The 17,966-nt window shown below is 70.3% G+C and carries 17 protein-coding genes; 11 read left to right on the top strand and 6 right to left on the bottom strand.

The features are described 5' to 3' along the window. The first annotated feature begins 253 nt into the window (after positions 1-253). Positions 254-1,192: a TraB/GumN family protein gene (locus ABB55_RS18550; protein ID WP_054360128.1), complete on the top strand. Its 939-nt coding sequence runs from the start codon at positions 254-256 to the stop codon at positions 1,190-1,192. Between the two features lie 40 nt (positions 1,193-1,232). Here ABB55_RS18550 and ABB55_RS18555 read toward each other — a convergent pair whose 3' ends face one another. Then, positions 1,233-2,108, bottom strand: a complete 876-nt coding sequence (locus ABB55_RS18555) for a hypothetical protein (RefSeq protein WP_054360129.1) — start codon at positions 2,106-2,108, stop codon at positions 1,233-1,235. Positions 2,109-2,344: 236 nt separating this feature from the next. On the opposite strand from ABB55_RS18555, the gene ABB55_RS18560 reads away from it, so the two are divergent. Genes ABB55_RS18560 through ABB55_RS18570 form a run of 3 tightly spaced genes read left to right on the top strand, consistent with a single transcriptional unit; the run spans position 2,345 to position 4,798 of the window. Further along, positions 2,345-3,916 carry a long-chain-fatty-acid--CoA ligase gene (locus tag ABB55_RS18560; RefSeq protein ID WP_054360130.1) on the top strand — a complete coding sequence of 524 codons (1,572 nt, stop codon included), beginning with the start codon at positions 2,345-2,347 and terminating at the stop codon, positions 3,914-3,916. Between the two features lie 18 nt (positions 3,917-3,934). Continuing rightward, positions 3,935-4,330, top strand: coding sequence for a nuclear transport factor 2 family protein (locus ABB55_RS18565; RefSeq protein ID WP_054360131.1), 396 nt, complete (start codon positions 3,935-3,937; stop codon positions 4,328-4,330). Positions 4,331-4,360: 30 nt separating this feature from the next. Further along, entirely contained in the window at positions 4,361-4,798 is a 438-nt protein-coding gene (locus tag ABB55_RS18570; RefSeq protein ID WP_054360132.1) for a hypothetical protein, read from the top strand. Positions 4,799-5,015: 217 nt separating this feature from the next. Here the strand turns inward: ABB55_RS18570 and ABB55_RS18575 are convergent, their stop codons facing one another. Together ABB55_RS18575 and ABB55_RS18580 are read right to left on the bottom strand one after the other, a co-directional pair. Continuing rightward, positions 5,016-6,968: an alpha/beta hydrolase gene (locus ABB55_RS18575; RefSeq protein ID WP_054360133.1), complete on the bottom strand. Its 1,953-nt coding sequence runs from the start codon at positions 6,966-6,968 to the stop codon at positions 5,016-5,018. Between the two features lie 193 nt (positions 6,969-7,161). Further along, complete coding sequence (locus ABB55_RS18580) at positions 7,162-7,713, bottom strand: MarR family winged helix-turn-helix transcriptional regulator (RefSeq protein WP_054360134.1); 552 nt, start codon at positions 7,711-7,713, stop codon at positions 7,162-7,164. 63 nt (positions 7,714-7,776) lie between these two features. Here ABB55_RS18580 and ABB55_RS18585 point away from each other — a divergent pair, with 63 nt between their 5' ends. Next, a complete protein-coding gene (locus tag ABB55_RS18585) occupies positions 7,777-8,253 on the top strand; it encodes a carboxymuconolactone decarboxylase family protein (protein WP_054360135.1) in 477 nt (158 codons plus the stop codon). A 16-nt stretch (positions 8,254-8,269) separates the two neighbouring features. Here the strand turns inward: ABB55_RS18585 and ABB55_RS18590 are convergent, their stop codons facing one another. Next, entirely contained in the window at positions 8,270-9,472 is a 1,203-nt protein-coding gene (locus ABB55_RS18590; RefSeq protein WP_420848235.1) for a citrate synthase, read from the bottom strand. 82 nt (positions 9,473-9,554) lie between these two features. Here ABB55_RS18590 and ABB55_RS18595 point away from each other — a divergent pair, with 82 nt between their 5' ends. Both ABB55_RS18595 and ABB55_RS18600 read left to right on the top strand, forming a co-directional pair. Beyond that, complete coding sequence (locus ABB55_RS18595) at positions 9,555-10,781, top strand: citrate synthase family protein (protein ID WP_244472074.1); 1,227 nt, start codon at positions 9,555-9,557, stop codon at positions 10,779-10,781. A gap of 245 nt (positions 10,782-11,026) precedes the next feature. Beyond that, on the top strand, positions 11,027-11,719 hold the full coding sequence (locus ABB55_RS18600) for a DUF930 domain-containing protein (protein WP_054360137.1): 693 nt from the start codon (positions 11,027-11,029) through the stop codon (positions 11,717-11,719). Between the two features lie 171 nt (positions 11,720-11,890). Here ABB55_RS18600 and ccrA read toward each other — a convergent pair whose 3' ends face one another. Then, positions 11,891-13,183: a crotonyl-CoA carboxylase/reductase gene (gene ccrA / locus ABB55_RS18605; RefSeq protein ID WP_054360138.1), complete on the bottom strand. Its 1,293-nt coding sequence runs from the start codon at positions 13,181-13,183 to the stop codon at positions 11,891-11,893. A 443-nt stretch (positions 13,184-13,626) separates the two neighbouring features. On the opposite strand from ccrA, the gene ABB55_RS18610 reads away from it, so the two are divergent. Further along, positions 13,627-13,932, top strand: coding sequence for a hypothetical protein (locus ABB55_RS18610; RefSeq protein ID WP_054360139.1), 306 nt, complete (start codon positions 13,627-13,629; stop codon positions 13,930-13,932). 96 nt (positions 13,933-14,028) lie between these two features. Then, the gene (locus ABB55_RS18615; protein ID WP_054360140.1) at positions 14,029-16,008 is read left to right on the top strand and encodes a protein meaA; all 1,980 of its coding nucleotides are present in this window, start codon (positions 14,029-14,031) and stop codon (positions 16,006-16,008) included. 140 nt (positions 16,009-16,148) lie between these two features. Here ABB55_RS18615 and ABB55_RS18620 read toward each other — a convergent pair whose 3' ends face one another. Further along, on the bottom strand, positions 16,149-16,460 hold the full coding sequence (locus tag ABB55_RS18620) for a hypothetical protein (RefSeq protein WP_054360141.1): 312 nt from the start codon (positions 16,458-16,460) through the stop codon (positions 16,149-16,151). A 122-nt stretch (positions 16,461-16,582) separates the two neighbouring features. On the opposite strand from ABB55_RS18620, the gene ABB55_RS30650 reads away from it, so the two are divergent. Together ABB55_RS30650 and ABB55_RS18630 are read left to right on the top strand one after the other, a co-directional pair. Further along, positions 16,583-17,269, top strand: coding sequence for a PepSY domain-containing protein (locus ABB55_RS30650; protein ID WP_054360142.1), 687 nt, complete (start codon positions 16,583-16,585; stop codon positions 17,267-17,269). A gap of 1 nt (position 17,270) precedes the next feature. Continuing rightward, positions 17,271-17,960 (top strand): response regulator transcription factor, encoded by a 690-nt coding sequence (locus ABB55_RS18630; protein ID WP_054360143.1) that lies wholly within the window; start codon positions 17,271-17,273, stop codon positions 17,958-17,960. The last annotated feature ends 6 nt before the right edge of the window (positions 17,961-17,966 follow it).

A 17,966-nucleotide genomic window follows, 5' to 3' on the forward strand; every position in this document is an offset into this window, starting at 1 on the left:
CTGCGCCATTTCCAGCGTGGGTGACGGTGGTCCGACCGGCATCCGACGCTTGCCGGCGCAGGGTGGGGCGCGAGGTTCTATTGCGCTGCGGCAGCGCCTCCGGCGGCGCGAAGGGGTGATTTGTCGCACCGACCGGGCGCCTGGATCCGCCCGGCCGGGCGGATGGATCGCCGGACGACCGGTGCGATGTCGCGGACTTGACCGGGCCTGCCGCAGGGGCTTTCCTGACCGGCGACAGGAGCGAGGGGCGAGGATGGCGATCGGCACGGTCGGACGGCGTTGGCCCGGGCGTTCGGTCTGGCGTTCAGTCAGGCGTCTGGTCGGGCGTCTTCGGTGGATCGGTGCGGCGCTGGCGGTCGCGATTGCGCTCGCGCAACCGGTCGCGGCGGCTCCCGATCTCTGGCGCATCGGCGACGGCGACACGTCCATCTATCTGTTCGGCACGACCCATCTCGGCGGACGGGATGTGGTCTGGCGGAGCGCTCTCTTCGACGACATCCTGGCGCGCTCCCGGTCGGTCTGGCTGGAGGCCGAACCGGCGGCAAACCCTGCGGATCTCGAAGCCGAGATGATCGCCGCCGGCGGCGATCCGACGCGCGGCCTGTTGGACCGGCTGGCCGGGCCGGAGCGGGAGCGCCTGAACCGGATCGCCGGCCGCCTCGGCCTCCGCCCGGACCGGCTGGCCGGCCTTCGTCCCTGGGCGGCGGCGATGCTGCTGGTCGAGGCGGCGGCCCGGCGCGACGGCTACGTGGCGGGTGGCATCGAACGCGAGATCGTGGGTCTGGCCGAAGCGCGCGGCGCGTCGGTTTCGGGGCTGGAGGCGGCGGAGACCACGCTCGAGATCTTCGCCGGCCTGGAGGCGACCGAGGCGGCGGCGCTGCTCAGCGTCACGCTGGCCGATCTGGACTCGCCCGCTCCGCAATATCGCCGCCTGCTCGCGGCCTGGAAGTCGGGCGACGAGCCGGCCATCGAAGCGGCCGGCATTGCCGAGATGCGGGCGGCGAGCGAGGCGCTCTATCGCGGCCTGATCGCCGACCGCAACCGCCGCTGGCTCGATCAGTTCGAGATGATGATGCTGGGCAGCGGCGAACATGTCGTCATCGTCGGCAGCCTGCACCTCGTCGGTCCCGATCGATTGCAGACCCTTCTCGCCGCGCGCGGCTACAGCGTGGAACGGCTGACGCAAAGGTGATCCCTGCCGCAAGGGCCGGCGGCTCGTCCGGTCGCCCCGCTCAGGGGCGCGCCGGCCCCTCGGCGTTTGCCGTCGCCGCGGCGTGCGAGCGGTCGAGCAGCGACATCCGCTCGGCGATGTTGCGGTCGAGGGCGGCGCGCAGGTCGGGCATGAGGCGGACGACGCCGCGGGTGTCGATCACGATATCGCCATCCGCCGCCACGGCCTTGAACAGCGTGCGGACATGGGTGCGCGAGACGCCGAAGCGTCGACCGAAATCGGTGAAGCTGACGGCGATGCCTCCGTCGTCGGAATGGTCATGCAGTCGAACCAACTTCATCAGCATCAGGATGCCGCCGGAGGCCGTGTAGAATCGCAGCACCTGGCGGTTGGCCAGGATGGTGTCGGCGGCCATGGCGCCGAGGGTCGCCAGCCAGGCCGAGCGCGCGGCCTTGAGGAAGCCGAGATCGCCGGCGAGCGGCAGCGCGTATCGGTCGGGACCGAAAAGCGCGGCGAGCGGCAAGTAGTGGGCCCTGATGAACGCCCGGTCGTGTTCGATCAGCCCCTGCGTCGGCAAGACGATGCGAATTCGCAGATCGCTCGGCGCCGGAACGATGCGCAGGTGGCCGACCTGGACGAACCGGGCGATGATCAGGTCGATATGGCGCGGGCTTGCGACGCCGAATTGGCCGACCGCTTCCTTCAGTCGCCCGATCGTCGGCCAGGTCTCGGGCACGTCCTCCCGGTAGCGGCCCCAGAGCGCCATGAGAATGCCGTAGACGAAAATGCGTCCGCCATCGCGCATAAGCTCGAGTAGGGCGGAATTTTCTTCATAGAGCGCCATCACGGCGTCGATATAGACGGTGCGCGCGATCGGAAAGCTTGGATGGCGAAGGATCGTGTCGGGCGTGGCAAAGCTGAGCGTCGCGTCCGGCATGCGACCGTCCCCCCTCGGATGATGGCACGCGTGTTATGTCAGCCGATAGACGCAATTTTCTCCGTCGACTGCAAGTTCCGCAGCGCGGTAAAGTTTGCTGCATCTCATAAAAAAGAAAAATCAAAGGGTTGGAACCGATGGACCGGCATCCTGCGTCCGCCGCCGTCGGGCGCGTCGGCGGACGGCGATGCGGGCCAGCCATGTGATGGGCGCCTTTGGGAGCGGCAGTCAGGACTATGGAGATTCCGCTTACGCCGCTTGATTTTGCACGCCGCGCGCGGCGGCTCTATTCCGCCCGCGAGGCGGTGGTCGACGGCGCGCGACGCTTCACCTACGCGGCCTTTCTCGATCGCTGCGACCGCTGGTCGGCGGCCTTGCAGGCAATGGGCGTGAGAAAGGGCGATCGGGTCGCCTATATCGCACCCAATACCCATGCGCATCTTGAGGGATACTATGCCGTTCCGCAGATCGGCGCCGTACTCGTGCCGATCAACTACCGTCTCACGTCCGACGATTTCGAATATATCCTCAACCATTGCGGCGCGACGGTGCTGTGCGCCCATGCGGACCATCTCGACGCCATCGACGGCATCCGCAGCCGGCTGCCGGGCCTGCGCGCCTTCGTGGCGCTTGAAGGCGCGCGCGCGGGATGGATCGACTATGAGGCGGCGCTCGCGGCCGAGGGGCCGGACTACGCCCCGGTGCCGATCGAAGAAGGCGATCTTCTGACGATCAACTACACTAGCGGGACCACGGCGCGGCCGAAGGGCGTGATGATCACGCATCGCAACGCCTATCTGAACGTGATGGGGGTGCTCGCCCATCATCCCCTTTCGCCGGCCGACCGGTATCTGTGGACGCTGCCGATGTTCCATGCCAACGGCTGGACGTTCACCTGGATCAACACGGCGCGCGGCATGGCCCATGTCTGCCTGCGCCAGGTCGAGCCGCGCGCCATCTTCAGGCTGATCAAGGACGAGCGCATCACCATGTTCTGCGCCGCGCCGACCGTGCTGATCGGCGTGGCCAACGCGCCCGACGCCGTGACGGCCGATGCGCCGCGCGGCGTGCGCCTGTTCACGGCCGGCGCCCCGCCGGCGGCCGCCACGATCGAGCTCGTGGAACGCAAGTTGGGCTGGGAGCTCACCCACGTCTACGGCGCCACCGAGACCTCGCCGTTCATCGCCTTCTGCGAGCCCCTCCCGGAGCACCGGGCGCTGCCTCCGCAGGCCTGCGCCGTCATCAAGGCGCGCCAGGGCGTGGAACTGGTCAGTTCCGGTGCGCTTCACGTCGTGACCGCGGACGGCGCCGAGGTGCCCCGCGACGGTCTCACGCTCGGCGAGATCGTCGTGCGCGGCAACGCCGTGATGAAGGGGTACTACAACGACCCGGAGGCCACCGCCGCCGCCATTCGCGACGGCTGGTTCCACACGGGCGATGCGGCCGTCCTGCATGCCGACGGCTATCTCGAGATCCGCGACCGCTTCAAGGATGTGATCATCAGCGGCGGCGAGAACATCTCGTCGGTCGAGATCGAGGGCTGCCTCCTGCGCCATCCGGCGGTTCTGGAAGTGGCCGTGGTCGGCATGCCGCACGAGCGCTGGGGGGAATCGCCGCACGCCTTCGTCGTCCTGCGCGAGGGCGTTAGCGCGACGGAGGACGAGCTCAAGCAGTATGTCCGCGAGACGCTTGCCCATTTCAAGACGCCGCAATGGGTCAGCTTCGTCGACCAACTCCCCAAGACCGCGACCGGCAAGGTGCAGAAGTTCGTCCTGCGCGGCGGACGACAGGCCATCGTCCGGCAATAGAAGGGAGCTCCCGTCAGCATGACCGACGAAGACCGAATTCTCGCGCGGCTCGACGAGTTCGGGCGGCTGCTCGCAAGCCGGGATCTCGGCATCGTGGACGCGCTGTCGAACCGGCTTGGCGTCACCCTGTTCGGTTCGGAGGCGGGCGAGCGCGCCGGCAGCCGCGAGGAGCTTTTGGCCTTGTTCGGGGGCCTCTTCGCCCGGCCCTATGGTCTCGCCTTCGCCTGGCAGGACCGTCACGTCACGATCGAGGGCGACATCGCCTGGGTGACCGCGGAGGGGCTCCTGCATGTGATCCATCCCGACCGCGACGTGCCGACGCCCTACCGGCTGGTGGGCATCTTCCAGAGGCACGCCGGCGCTTGGCATTGGCGGCTCTTCAGCGGCTCGGAACCCGCGCCGCCGCCCGCGTGAGTGATCCCGATCATCATTTGGAGACAGGACATGCTCAGACGTTCGCTGTTGATCGCCTTGGCTTTGGCCGGATTGTTCGCCTCCGGCGCGCCGGCCTCGGCGCAGACCAAGCCGCGCCTTCTGGTCCTCGTGACCTCGTCCAATCCGATGGTCCAAGCCATGGCGATGCTGCTGACGCGCGAGGCCCTCGGCCGCCAGACGCCGGTGCGCATGGTGTTGTGCGGAGCCGGCGGCGACCTGGCCTTCCCGACCTATGCGGGGCCGGCCTTGCAGCCCGCCGGCCTCACCCCGCAGCAGATGCTGCGAGGCGTCATCCAGGCCGGCGCGCAGGTTCAGATCTGCCCGCTCTACCTCGCCAACACGCCGGGCGTCAGCGCGGCCGGCCTGATCGAGGGCGTCGCCCCGACGACGCCCGCCGATGTCGGCACCTACATGGATGGTGCGGACGTTCGCTATCTCAATTTCTGAGGTCCGCCGGCGGTTCCGCGGTCCGGCCGCGCCGGCGTCGGCGGTCCCGGGTCTCCGAACGATCCGCCGGGCTTGGCCTCCGCCGGGTCCGGACGGAGCCGATGCCGTGGAGGGGCAGGCTTGGCGGCAAGGTCACGGGTTCCGGCACCGTTGCCACGCCGTTCGGGAAACCGGGAGCCCCCGGCGGCTCTTCGGCGTCGCTGGCGTCGCCGGCCCGTCAGGGCTTGGGCCGGCCGACCCAGGGGGCGACATGCCAATCGACCCGGATGCTCTCGGCACAGGAATTGTCGAATTTGCGCTTCGGGTTGTCGACGAATGCCACGCCCATCTCGCCGACGCAGGGCTGATAGATCAGCGCGCCGTGCCCGGCCTCGGGGATCATGAAGACTTGCGCGTTCGACAGCTTTTCGGTCGCCGCCTTCGCCCAGCTCGCGGGGGTCTGGATGTCGAACAGGCTGCCGAAGGAGAGCGTCGGGACCGCGGACTGCACCGGGATATGCCAATTGTCGCGCGGTTGCGGCTTGAACTGGGCGCAGGCCTCGAAGAAGCCCTTGGCGAGCGGATCGCTCAGCGGGCCGATCTGCGGGTATCTCAGTCTGGTGGCCGCGGCCCGATATCCCTCGAGGCTGGAGAACGGGATGTCCTCCTGGCAGGCATAGACGTCGAGGAAGAATTCGTAGAAGAACGGGGTGAATGTCTTGAGACTGTCGCGCCGGATGACGGTGAAGGAGCCCTGCAGTTCCTTCTCGCTCATGCCCGCGATCAGGTTCGAGAGCCGGGCCCTGGCGGCGCCATCGGTGTGTCTTTCGACAAAGCCCTGCAGGACATCCTTACCGGGCCTGGCGTTCTGCATGGCCGTATAGTCTGCCAGGACACTGCGGGCCTTGCTCCTGTCGGCGCGAATGACCTCGCGCAGCGCGCCGGACAGTTCCTGGTCGAACAGGTGCACCAGCGGGCCGAAGGCACGCGTGCTTTCATTGGCATCGCGCAGCGCGGCGACCGCCCGGGCCGAGCCCATTTCGGCCCGCGCCGCGATCGCGGTGTTGTCGAGGATCTGCTGGATCAGGCCCTGCTGGCCGGCATCGAGCGCGCCCGCGGCCTTGAGGACGGCGGCATCGTCTGCCCTCGGCGTATCGAACTTCGCGGCGGTGAGCAGTTCCACCGTCGGCATCTCCTTGCCGCGCCAGAGTTCGTAGATATAGGCCGGGATGAAGCGGGTGATCGGCGCGGAGTTGTATTTTCCGTTGCGCGTGATGATCGGCGCCGCGACGACTTCGACCGGCACCTTCTGCCCCTGAAAGACGATGTCGCCCTTGGCGGCCTTGTCGAGCGTTTCGTTGAAGATGCGGCCGAGATCCGGGTAGGCGTCGTTGCAGGCCTTGTCGGCCGCGCATTGATCGACGAGGTGCTGGACGGCCTCGTCGTTCTTGAGCGCCAGCGCGTTGTAGAGATTGACCCAGGACGGGGCGACCCCATCGATGATCACCGAGCGGAGCCCCTGCGGGGCGACGCGCATCACCTCCAGGGCCAGCTTGGTGCCGTAGGAGATGCCGTAGAGATTGTAGTCGCCGTAGCCGAGCGCCTTGACCACCAGCGGCACGTCGAGCGCATTCTGCGTGGTGTTGTAGACCGGCAGCGGCACGCCGAGCCTTTCGAGTTCGGCGACGCATGCCTTGGCCAGGGCCGGCAGGGTCGTGCCGGCCTCCGGGCGCACGATCTCATAGGCATTGCTCGAAAGCATGTCGGCGCAACTGGCCGACAGGCCGGATATCCCGGCCGAGCGCTGATCGAACATGACGATGTCGCGCCGGTCGCGCCAGGGCCGAAACAAGCGCTCGATCAGGGGGATTTGCGTCAGCGCGCTGCCGCCGGGGCCGCCCTGCAGGTAGACGACCGGGTCCGGTTCCGGAAACCGCGAGGTCGCCTTGAGCACGGCGAAGGCCAGCGGGATGACCTTGCCGCCCGACCGCGCGCGCTCCTCCGGCACCTTGACCCGGCCGCAGATCAGGCTGACGCCCTCGATCTCCTGGTCGGGCAGCGGGCGCGGGCAGGCCTCGATGCTGACCACGGCCTCCGGCCGGGCGGCCGCGGTCCGCAGCGGCGCGAACGGGTCCGCCTGCGGCGTCCCTGACAGTGCGGCGATCAGGGCGAGAATCTGTGCGTGGTCCATGTCAAATCCCAGAGCGCCGAAGTCGGTTGCGCAATCTTGCATTCCGTAAGGGGAAGGACAATCGGGTGCGCCATCGGAGATGAACGGGACTTGTGCCGGACGGCCGCGGGGTTCGGCAGCCCATGCGGGCGCGCGCGGGCGGGCATGGGGCCGCGGCCTGGCGCGCGGCGGCCTGGCGCGCGGGCAGTCGGGTTCAGTCCGGCCGGTGCTGCCGGTCCGGATCAGGCGGCGCCTCCGGCCCGCGCTCCGCGCCCGCTGCGACCGCGGCGAGCCAGCGGCGGATGACGGCGTCCTCGGCGTCGGGCAGGCCGCCGAGCAGGGCGGCCTCCAGGGCGTAGACGCGCGTCTTGGCGGCGGCGAGCGCGCCGCGGCCGGCGTCCGTCAGGGCGAGGCGGCGGATGCGGCCATGGACCGGGTGCGGACGGGCGACGACGAGGCCCGCGGCGGTCAGATTGGCGACGATCACGCTCATCGTCTGCGGCGTCAGCAGGGCGAGCCGGGCGAGATCGGCGTTGGAATGGCCCGGATAGGCGGCCAGCATGGTCAGGACCGAGAACTGGGGCGCGGTCAGGCCGATCTCGCCGAGCGTCTGGTCGACCCGTTGCCGGAAGACATGGGCGGCCTGGCGCAGCAGATAGCCGAGATGGCCGGCCGCGCCGCGCGCGCCCTCGCCGGCGGCCGGCGGAGCCTCCGGGGCGGACGGGACCTCCGGGGCGGTCGGGGATGCGGGATCGCGCTTGCTCATTATCAGGGCTCTGATAACATGTTCGTGCCCTGATAATACGACGAACCAACCGGAACGCCAGCCATGGAAACACCGCACGCCCTGCCGAAGCCCCATGTCGACTACGATCGCTTCCGGGCATCGGCCCCGGATGCCGCCGCCGCGCTGGCTGCGCTCGGCCGGGCCGTCGACGAGTCCGGGCTCGAGAAGACCCTGACCGAGCTGGTCAAGGTGCGCGTCTCGCAGATCAACGGCTGCGCCTTCTGCCTGCAGTTCCACCTCAATCTGGCGCGCAAGCTGGAGATCGAGGCCGGCAAGCTCGATCTGGTCACGGTCTGGCGCGAGGCGCCGGGCTATTCGGCGCGCGAGCGGGCGGCGCTCGCCTGGGCCGAGCACCTGTCCGGCATGAACCGGCGACCGATCCCCGAAGACGCCTATGCGGCCCTGCGCGACGTCTTCTCCGAGGCGGAGGCGACCAGCCTGACCGTGTCGGTCGCCACCATCAATGCCTGGAACCGGATCGCCGGCGGGCTGGCCTTCACGCCGCCGCGCCGGACCTGATCGAGTTCTCCGCCCGTCAGGCGGCGCCCCGGACGGAAGCCGCCGGCATCGGGCCGACATAGCGCGACTGGGGGCGGATCAGCCGGCCGGAGCGTTCCTGTTCGAGCACATGGGCGGTCCAGCCGGCCATGCGCCCCATGGCGAAGATGCAGGTGAACAGGTCGCGCGGCAGGTCGAGCGCCTCCAGGAGCAGGGCGGTGTAGAACTCGACATTGGTGTCGAGCGGGCGCAGCGGCTTGGCCGCGGCCAGCCGGGCGAGCGCTTCCCGCTCGACGCTTTCGGCAAAGCCGATTCGGTTGCCGGCGCCGCGCAGGCGTGAAACGGCGCCCTTCAGCACGTCGGCGCGCGGATCGCGCACCCGGTAGATGCGGTGGCCGAAACCCATCAGCCGCTCGCCGCGCCGCAGCGCGTCGTCGATCCAGGGGCCGATCGCCGCCTCGCTGCCGATCGCATCGAGCATGTCGAGCACCGGGCCCGGCGCCCCGCCATGGAGCGGTCCCTTGAGGGCCGACAAGGCCCCGATGACGGCCGAAAACAGGCCGGCCTCGGTCGAGGCGATCACGCGGGCCGCAAAGGTCGAGGCGTTGAGGCCGTGATCCGCGACGGTGACCAGATAGGTCTCGAGCGCTTCGACCGCCTCGGCGCCGGCCGGCGCACCGCGCAGCATGGTCAGGAAATCGTCGGCGAGGCCGCGCGCCGGATCGGGCGCGACCGGCGCCTGTCCGGCGCGCCGCCGGGTCAGGCCGGCAACGAAGACCGGCACCGCGGCGACCGCCAGCACGGCATGCGGTTCGGCCTCGCCGTCGCCGAGCGCGCCGAGCAGCAGCCGCAATCCCTCGACCGGGCTCAGGCCCTCCGTGGCGGCGAGGCGCGGCAGCATCAGGTCGAAGGCGCGCAGGCGGGCCCGGCCGAGCGCGGTGTGGATCGCCGCGGCGTCCGGGCTGCCCGGCAGCAGGTCGGCCCAGAGCAGGGCCAGCACCGCCTCGAACGGCATGCCGGCGAGGGTCTCCAGATCATGGCCGCGCACGATCAGGCGGCCGGCGGCGCCATCGACATGGCTGAGCACGGTCTCGGCCGCGACGACACCGTCGAGGCCGACGGGCGTGCGCGGCAGCGGATCGCGCATGTCCGCCGCTGCGGCGGCGGCGACCGCGGGCGAGGGCGTGCCGGCGGCGGAGGGGGCGGCGGTGGGGCTGGGGAGGGCGGTCGGGCGGGTCATGGGACGCTCCTTTCGGTCGGGGTTGCCGGCAGGATGCGCGAAGGCTATAAGCAGTCAATATTGATTCATACGATCAATATAGATGGTTCGAATGCACGATCGCGACAGCACTCTCGATGCGGAAGCCGCCGCCGCCCGCCTCGGCGTCAGCCGGGCGACGCTCTATGCCTATGTCAGCCGCGGTCTGGTCCGCACCGCCGGGCCGGCCGAGGGGCCGGATCACGACCCGCGCCGCCGGCTCTACAATGCGCATGACATCGAGGCTCTGGTCCGCCGCAAGGCCGTCGGACGCCGGCCGGACACGGTCGCCGCCACCGCGCTGGACTGGGGGCTGCCGGTGCTCGCCTCCGCGATCACCGAGATCGAGGGCGGGCGGCTGTCCTACCGCGGCCACGACGCCGCGCGCTGGGCCGAGACGGCGAGCCTCGAAGACACCGCCCGGCTCCTCTGGGGCTGCGGCGAGGCCGATCCCTTCGCGGATCCCCTGGCGAGCGCGCCGGCATGGGACGGCGACCTGCTGGCCGTCTTCGCCGCGCTGCCGCTGACCGAACGCTGCCAGGTCCTGCTGCCGCTGGTCGCCGCCGGCCGCGCGACCGCCTGGCAGCGCGACGGGCGCCGGCTCTGGCCGGGCGCGGCCGCGCTGCTGCGCGCCATGGCCGGGGCGGCGAGCGGCTCGGCGCCGGACGCCCGGCCGATCCACGAGCATCTCGGGCGGGTCTGGGGGCTCGACGCGGCCGGCGCCGACCTCGTCCGCCGGGTCCTGGTTCTCGCCGCGGATCACGAACTGAACGCGTCGGCCTTCGCGGTTCGCGTGGTCGCCTCGACCGGGGCCTCGCTCGGCGCCTGCCTCAATGCCGGCCTGTCGGCGTTGAGCGGGCCGTTGCATGGCGGCACCACCAGCCTGGTCGAAATCCTGTTCGATGAGGTCGTTGCGGCCCGCGATGCCGCCGGCGCCGTCGAAACCCGGCTGCGCCGGGGCGACGGCATCCCGGGTTTCGACCACCCGCTCTATCCGGACGGCGATCCGCGCGCCGCCGCCCTGCTGCCCCACCTGCCGGCCGATCGGCTGCGCGACGATCTCGCCGCCGTCATGGCCGAGACGGCGGGTCGGCTGCCGAATATCGACTTTGCGCTTGTGGCCTTGCGCCGCGCGCTCGGCCTGCCGCGCGGCGCGGCGCTCGCCCTGTTCGCGATCGGCCGCACCGCCGGCTGGATCGCCCATGCCCTGGAGCAGCGCCGGGACGACAAGCTGATCCGCCCGCGCGCCCGCTATGTCGGTCCGTCCGCGGCGGACGGCCCGGCCCGGTAGAGGGCCGACGGCCGGTCGGCGGCCGGGGACCGTGGGCGGCCGGGGACCGTTGGGCGGCGGGCGTTGGCGGCAGCCGGGATGCCGCATCGCAAAATCGCCCGAATGCCGCCGGCAACTGACGCCTCCATGCGGGGGCTGCGGATGCGGAGCAAGACGACGTCACGGAGTGCCGGGGCGATCATGGGGCGCAAGGCGGCTCGTCCGTCCGGCGCCCGGCGGGCAGGCCCGGGCGGTGCCCGATCCTGATGCGGCGGGTCCGGTGGACCGCGACGCCCGATCGGCGCGCGGCGCCCTCCTGGGGCCTCGTCGCCTCGCTGGCGGTCCATGTCCTGGTCGGGCTGGGGCTTCTCTGGGCGGCGCCGGTGCGCCGGCCCGAACCGCGCCGAACCCCGTTCCTGGAGGTCGAGATCCTGCCGCCCGCGGTGCCGGGCGGTGCGCCGCCGGAGGCCCGTCCGCCCGTCGGCCGGCCGGTCGGGCCGCAGCCGCCGGACGCGCCCGCGCCGACGCCGGTCCCGCCGGGCGCCGCTCCGGGGCCGGGCGGCATGATCGCGGCGACCCGCATGCTGTCGGCCCGCATCCTGGCCGATCCGCGCAGCCGGGAGGCCGTGAAGACGCTGTCGCAATTGTCCGGCGACGACCGTATCGACCAGCTCTGCGGCTTCGAGGCTTTGGAGCAGATCGTGGCCTGGAACGGCCGCCTGCATCCGGACCGGGTGGTCTCCTATGCGATCGAGGAAACGCGCCAATCCGGCCACCGGCTGACCGCCGAGGGCGCCGCCGTGCATGCCGGCCGGCGCTGGTACCGGCTGCGCTTCACCTGCGATCTGGCGCCGGACGGCAGCCGGGTGGTCGGCTTCGCCTTCGCGCTCGGCGCCGCCATCCCGCGCCGCGACTGGGAGAGCTACAACCTGCCCGACGAGGGCGAGGCGGCGGATTGACCGGCCCGCGGCGCGGCGGCGCCTGGGTATTTCCCGATCGGATGGAATCCTCCAACCGATGAGGACATGCTCCGGAGTCAACGGCTCGAGCCGGCCCGAAACGCAACGGGACCGATGCGCCGGCACCGGTCCCGTCCTTTTTCGGCGATGGTTGACGACGGCCTTGTCGGCTCAGCGCCGGCCGGCTTCGATCGCATCCTCGAGGCTGCGCAGGCCGGTGGTCGGCGCATTGACCAGCACCGCCATGTTGCCGGGGGCGTGCTGGTTCTTCCACATCTTGGTATGGGCGGCCGGGATCTTGTCCCAGGGGAACACCTCGGACATGCAGGGATCGACCCGGCGGTCGAGCACGAAGCGGTTGGCGGCCGCGGCCTGCTTCAGATGGGCGAAATGCGAGCCCTGGATGCGCTTCTGGTGCATCCATACATAGCGCGCGTCGAAGGTGATGTTGAAGCCGGTCGTGCCGGCGCAGAACACCACCATGCCGCCGCGCTTGACGACGAAGGACGAGACCGGGAAGGTCGACTCGCCGGGATGCTCGAACACCATGTCGACATTGTTGCCCTTGCCGGTGATGTCCCAGATCGCCTTGCCGAACTTGCGCGCCTCCTTGAACCAGGCGTCGTATTCGGGCGAGCCGACCTTCGGCAACTGGCCCCAGCACTCGAAATCCTTGCGGTTGATCACCCCCTTGGCGCCGAGGCTGAGCACGTAGTCGCGCTTGGTCTCGTCGGAGATGACGCCGATCGCGTTGGCGCCGGCCGCCGCGCAGAGCTGGATGCCGAACACGCCGAGGCCGCCGGAGGCGCCCCAGACCAGCACGTTCATGCCGGGCTTGAGTTCGTGCGGCTCGTGGCCGAACAGCATGCGGTAGGCGGTCGCCAGCGTCAGCGTGTAGGAGGCGGCCTCCTCCCAGGTCAGGTGCTTCGGACGCGGCAACAGCTGGCGCGCCTGGACGCGGCAGAACTGGGCGAAGGAGCCGTCATGGGTCTCGTAGCCCCAGATGCGCTGGCTGGTCGACAGCATCGGGTCGCCGCCATTGCACTCCTCGTCGTCGCCGTCGTCCTGATTGCAGTGGATCACGACCTCGTCGCCGACCTTCCAGGTCTTCACCTTCGAGCCGACCTTCCAGACGATGCCGGACGCGTCGGATCCGGCGATGTGGTAGGGCTGCTTGTGGCCGTCGAAGGGCGAGATCGGGGTGCCGAGCGCAGCCCAGATGCCGTTGTAGTTGACGCCGGCGGCCATCACCAGGACCAGCACCTCGTGGCTGTCGATCTCCCAGGTCGGAACGACCTCGAGCTGCATCGCCTGCTCGGGCGGGCCGTGCCGGTCGCGCCGGATCGCCCAGGCATACATATTGGCCGGCACATGGCCGAGCGGCGGGATCTCGCCGACCTCGTACAGATCCTTCAGAGTCTCCGAACCGGAGAGACCGTCCTTCTGGAGCGCGTTCGCCGCCATCTCGTCCTACCCATTCTGTCGTCGAGACCGCCCCTCCCGGGCGACCCGACGACTATCCGACATTTTTTCTGCATTGCAACAGAGCCGGGCGGACGCTGCCGACCGGGTCCGGGCACTATGGGTCCGCGCGAGGGTTCGATCCATTGGACCAAGGGAGGGCCGCCGGAGCGCCGCATCGCGGACCCACTGTGGGCCAAGATGAAGCGCGCCGGGCCGAAGTCTCTGCGACTTTCCGTCCCTGCGGCGGCGGGTAACGCCGTCGGCCGGCGCGTGAGGTCCGCTGCAGTGCGATCGGCGGCGCTGGGAGAATTTTAGGAGTTCCGTGATTTTCTGGTGCGATCGGCGCGGCGGGACCGTGCCATGGCGGGCCTCCGCCGGCGGATCGGAAATCGGACGCCGTCCTCCGTGCGGGGCCGGCGGAAAACGGGATTTCGGAGAACGCGGTGCTTCAGGATCTCGATTCCAACAGCTGGATGGTGGTGTCGGTGGCGGTCGTCTTCGGCGCCTTCTGGCTCGGCTGGATCGCCGACATGATCCTGGACACGGCCGGCCTCGGCGTCCTCCTCAACTGGCTCCTGGCCACGCTCGGGGCCTTCGGCGGCATCTACGGCTTCGACTTCGCCCTTCGCCACCACCATGTCCCGCTTGCCTACGCGGACGGCTTCGTGTGGGTGGCCGCCGCGATCGCCTCCGGGACGCTCGCGCTTCTGTCCTGGCTTCTGGTCCGGGCGGTGATCCGGCTGCTGTGATGCGAAATAGAGCGGCCTCGGACCTTTTGCCGTAATGACAGATTTGTGCACTGCGCCTATTCGTTGAGGCAGGTTCAACCAGCCCGGACGCACGCCATGCCGCTGAAAGAGCGCGACAAGCCCTGGATCTTCCGCACCTATGCGGGCCATTCGACGGCGGCGGATTCCAATCGGCTCTACCGCACCAATCTCGCCAAGGGCCAGACGGGCCTCTCGGTCGCCTTCGACCTGCCGACCCAGACCGGCTACGACCCCGATCACGCGCTGTCGCGCGGCGAGGTCGGCAAGGTCGGCGTGCCGATCGCCCATCTCGGCGACATGCGGCGCCTTTTCGACGGCATCCCGCTCGAAAAGATGAACACGTCCATGACCATCAACGCCACGGCGCCGTGGCTCCTGGCGCTCTACGCCGCCGCCGCGGACGAGCAGGGCGCCGATCGCAAGGGGCTGCAGGGCACGACCCAGAACGACATCATCAAGGAATATCTGTCGCGCGGGACCTATGTGTTCCCGCCGGCGCCGTCGATGCGGCTGACCACCGACGTGATCGCCTGGACCTACCGGGAGATGCCGAAGTGGAACCCGATGAACGTCTGCTCCTACCACCTGCAGGAGGCCGGCGCGACGCCCGTGCAGGAACTGGCCTTCGCGCTCGCCACCGCGGTCGCGGTGCTCGACGGCATGAAGGCGTCGGGCGCCATTCCGGCCGCGGAATTTCCCGAGGCGGTCAGCCGGATCTCGTTCTTCGTCAATGCCGGCATGCGCTTCGTCACCGAGATCTGCAAGATGCGCGCCTTCACGCGCCTCTGGGACGAGATCTGCGAGACCCGCTACGGGGTTGCCGATCCGAAGTTCCGCCGCTTCCGCTACGGCGTGCAGGTCAATTCGCTCGGCCTGACCGAGCCCCAGCCGGAAAACAACGTCTATCGAATCCTGATCGAGATGCTGGCCGTGACGCTGTCGCGCGACGCCCGGGCCCGCGCCGTGCAGCTGCCGGCCTGGAACGAGGCGCTCGGCCTGCCGCGGCCCTGGGATCAGCAATGGTCGCTGCGCATGCAGCAGATCCTCGCCTATGAGACCGACCTGCTCGACTATGCCGACATCTTCGCCGGCTCGAAGGAGATCGAGGCCAAGGTCGAGGCGTTGTGCGCGGAGGCGCGCGACGAACTGGCGCGCATCGACGCCATGGGCGGCGCGGTGGCGGCGGTCGAGTCCAGCTACATGAAGCAGAAGCTGGTGGAATCGAATTCCAAGCGGCTCGAGGGCATCGAGGCCGGCGAACAGGTGGTCGTCGGCGTCAACCGCTTCCTGGAGACCGAGCCCTCGCCGCTGACCGGCGGCGACGGGTCGATCCTGACCGTGCCGGAGCATGTCGAGGCCGAGGCGATCGAGGGCCTCAAGGCCTGGCGGGCCGGCCGCGACGAACTGGCCGTGCGCCGGGCGCTGACCGAGCTGAAGGCGGCCGCCGCGGAGGGCCGCAACATCATGGAGCCGTCGATCGCCTGCGCCAAGGCCGGCGTGACGACCGGCGAATGGGGCGAGACGCTGCGCATCGTGTTCGGCGAATACCGGGCGCCGACCGGCGTCGGCCGGGCCCAGCGCGATGCCGGCGGCGATCTTGCCGCGGTCCGCAGCGCCGTCGAGCGGGTCTCCGGGCGGCTCGGCCGCCGGCTGAAATTCCTGGTCGGCAAGCCGGGCCTGGACGGCCATTCCAACGGCGCCGAGCAGATCGCGGTCCGCGCGCGCGATTGCGGCATGGAGGTCGTCTACGAGGGCATCCGCCTGACCCCGGCCCAGATCGTCAATGCGGCGCTCGAAGAGGGCGTGCATGTGGTCGGGCTGTCGATCCTGTCCGGTTCGCATCTGGCGCTGGTGCGCGACGTGATGGAGCGCATGCGCGCGTCCGGGCTGGAAGATGTCCCGGTCGTGGTCGGCGGCATCATCCCGCCGGAGGACGAGCGCGCCTTGAAGGCCATGGGGGTGGCGGCGGTCTACACGCCGAAGAACTTCCAGCTGACCGACATCATGGCCGACGTGGTCCGGATCGTGGAAGCCGGCGAAGCCCGCGCGGCGTGAGCGGCGGGCGATAGCCGGTCGGCAAGGGGCCGTCGACAAGGCGGGAGGCGCCGGGCGTTCACCGGCGCTTCGGGCAGCGGAGGAGGCCGCGGCGCGTGCGCCACACGGCCCCCTGTCCGCCGCCTCCGGCCGTACCCGGGTTACTTGTGGCCGGGCGCGTGGACGCCATGGTCGTCGCCGCCATTGTGGCCGGCGCCGTCATCCACGCCGCCACCCTTGCCGGGCTTGCCGCCGCCCGAACCGGAATTGCCCGAGCCCGTATTGCCCGATCCGGCATTGCCCGAGCCGCTGTTGCCGCCCTTGCCCGGGCCGCCGCGCACCAGCATCACGCCGGCGGCGTCGGAGGCCTGGGTCATGACGGGCTTCGACGGGACGGTCAGGCCGACGGCCGCGGTCGTCATCGGGCCGACGAAGGCGACGGCGGCGCCGAGGGCCAGGATATGCAGTTTCATGGTCAGTCCTCCTCTTGGGATCGCCGGCTCGGCGACCGTTCGGACTGTGACCAATGCCGCTTTGCCGATGTCTGATGCCGGCGGTAAGGTCGATGTAATCGCTCGAACCTATAGTGGTGGCCATGAACACCGGCACCGGGCTTGCCCGGAGAACCTTCCTTGCTCTCGCCGTGACCCTGGCCCTGCGGCCGTGGTCTGCCGCCGCCCATGGCGGCGGCGGCGGTGGCGGTGGTGAAGGGGGCGGCGGCGAAGGCGAAGGTGGCGAGGGCGAGGGCGGCGAAAGCGAGGGCGGCGGCTCCGGCGGCTCCGGCTCGGGTGGCTCAGGGTCCGGCGGTTCCGGCTCGGGCGGCTCGGGCTCGGGTGGCTCGGGCTCCGGCGGCGGCAGTGGGTCCGGCGGGACCGGGTCCTCGTCGTCCGGCAGCGCGGCCGGGGCGGATGCGTCCGGGGCGGTCACGCCGGGCGGCTACGGCTCGGCCGGCAAGGGGCGCGACGGCGCGAGCGCATCGGGCAGCTTCGGCGGATCCGGCGGCGTCACCGGCTCGACCGGCGGTTCCGGCGGATCCCGTCCGGCGCCGTCGGAGCAGGATGTGGCGCGCGACATCGTCAAGCGCGGCGGCGCGGTGCCCTTCTCGTCGGTCATCCCGGTGGTGCGCGCCGTGGCGCCCGGCAAGATCCTCGACGTGAAGCTGGTGCCGAACCAGACCGGCGGCTGGAACTACTGGGTGCTCGTGCTCCAGGCCGACGGCCGCTACCAGGATGTGCGCGTGGACGGAAAACGAAATCGGGTCATCGAGATCAGGCGGCGCTGACATGCGGGTGATGCTGGTTGAAGACGAGAAGGCGATCGCCACCGACATTGCCGAGGGCCTCGGCGAGGCCGGCTATGTGGTCGACGTGGTGCATGACGGCGAGGAGGCCTGGTTCCGCGGCGAGACCGAGGACTATGACGCGATCGTGATCGATCTCGGCTTGCCCAAGCTCGACGGCCTGTCGGTGGTGCGCCGCCTGCGCGCCGCCAAGGTGACGACCCCGGTCCTGGTGCTGACCGCCCGCGGCGCCTGGATGGAGCGGGTCGAGGGGATTGATGCCGGCGCCGACGACTATCTGGTCAAGCCCTTCCACATGGAGGAGGTGATCGCCCGCCTCGGCGCCGTGCTGCGCCGGAGCGGCGGCCATGCCAGCCCGCAACTGGAGGCCGGCGGCATGATCATCGATACCCGCCGCATGACCGCGACCATCGGCGGGCGCAGCATCATCCTGTCGGCGCTCGAATACCGGCTGCTGCGCTACCTCGCCCATCACGCCGGGCGTATCGTGCCGCAGACGGAACTGTCGGAACATGTCTATGGCGGCGACCGCGAGCCCGATTCGAATGCGCTCGAAGTCCTGATCGCGCGGCTGAGGCGCAAGATCGGATCGGACGTGATCGGAACGCGGCGCGGCCACGGCTACTTCATGACCCCCGCCGGCGGGGTGGCGCCGGTCGCGCAGTCCGGCTGACGGAGG

This window comes from Prosthecodimorpha hirschii (assembly GCF_001305515.1).
Lineage (GTDB): Bacteria > Pseudomonadota > Alphaproteobacteria > Rhizobiales > Ancalomicrobiaceae > Prosthecodimorpha > Prosthecodimorpha hirschii.

What these genes read in the sequence shown, in the direction of transcription:
- ABB55_RS18600 (WP_054360137.1), top strand. Translation starts at nt 11,027, where the DNA reads ATGCGGCGGGTCCGGTGGACCGCGACGCCCGATCGGCGCGCGGCGCCC.
- ABB55_RS18555 (WP_054360129.1), bottom strand. Translation starts at nt 2,108, where the DNA reads ATGCCGGACGCGACGCTCAGCTTTGCCACGCCCGACACGATCCTTCGC.
- ABB55_RS30650 (WP_054360142.1), top strand. Translation starts at nt 16,583, where the DNA reads ATGAACACCGGCACCGGGCTTGCCCGGAGAACCTTCCTTGCTCTCGCC.
- ABB55_RS18595 (WP_244472074.1), top strand. Translation starts at nt 9,555, where the DNA reads ATGGTTCGAATGCACGATCGCGACAGCACTCTCGATGCGGAAGCCGCC.
- ABB55_RS18560 (WP_054360130.1), top strand. Translation starts at nt 2,345, where the DNA reads ATGGAGATTCCGCTTACGCCGCTTGATTTTGCACGCCGCGCGCGGCGG.
- ABB55_RS18615 (WP_054360140.1), top strand. Translation starts at nt 14,029, where the DNA reads ATGCCGCTGAAAGAGCGCGACAAGCCCTGGATCTTCCGCACCTATGCG.
- ABB55_RS18590 (WP_420848235.1), bottom strand. Translation starts at nt 9,472, where the DNA reads ATGACCCGCCCGACCGCCCTCCCCAGCCCCACCGCCGCCCCCTCCGCC.
- ABB55_RS18585 (WP_054360135.1), top strand. Translation starts at nt 7,777, where the DNA reads ATGGAAACACCGCACGCCCTGCCGAAGCCCCATGTCGACTACGATCGC.
- ccrA (WP_054360138.1), bottom strand. Translation starts at nt 13,183, where the DNA reads ATGGCGGCGAACGCGCTCCAGAAGGACGGTCTCTCCGGTTCGGAGACT.
- ABB55_RS18570 (WP_054360132.1), top strand. Translation starts at nt 4,361, where the DNA reads ATGCTCAGACGTTCGCTGTTGATCGCCTTGGCTTTGGCCGGATTGTTC.
- ABB55_RS18620 (WP_054360141.1), bottom strand. Translation starts at nt 16,460, where the DNA reads ATGAAACTGCATATCCTGGCCCTCGGCGCCGCCGTCGCCTTCGTCGGC.
- ABB55_RS18565 (WP_054360131.1), top strand. Translation starts at nt 3,935, where the DNA reads ATGACCGACGAAGACCGAATTCTCGCGCGGCTCGACGAGTTCGGGCGG.
- ABB55_RS18575 (WP_054360133.1), bottom strand. Translation starts at nt 6,968, where the DNA reads ATGGACCACGCACAGATTCTCGCCCTGATCGCCGCACTGTCAGGGACG.
- ABB55_RS18580 (WP_054360134.1), bottom strand. Translation starts at nt 7,713, where the DNA reads ATGAGCAAGCGCGATCCCGCATCCCCGACCGCCCCGGAGGTCCCGTCC.
- ABB55_RS18550 (WP_054360128.1), top strand. Translation starts at nt 254, where the DNA reads ATGGCGATCGGCACGGTCGGACGGCGTTGGCCCGGGCGTTCGGTCTGG.
- ABB55_RS18630 (WP_054360143.1), top strand. Translation starts at nt 17,271, where the DNA reads ATGCGGGTGATGCTGGTTGAAGACGAGAAGGCGATCGCCACCGACATT.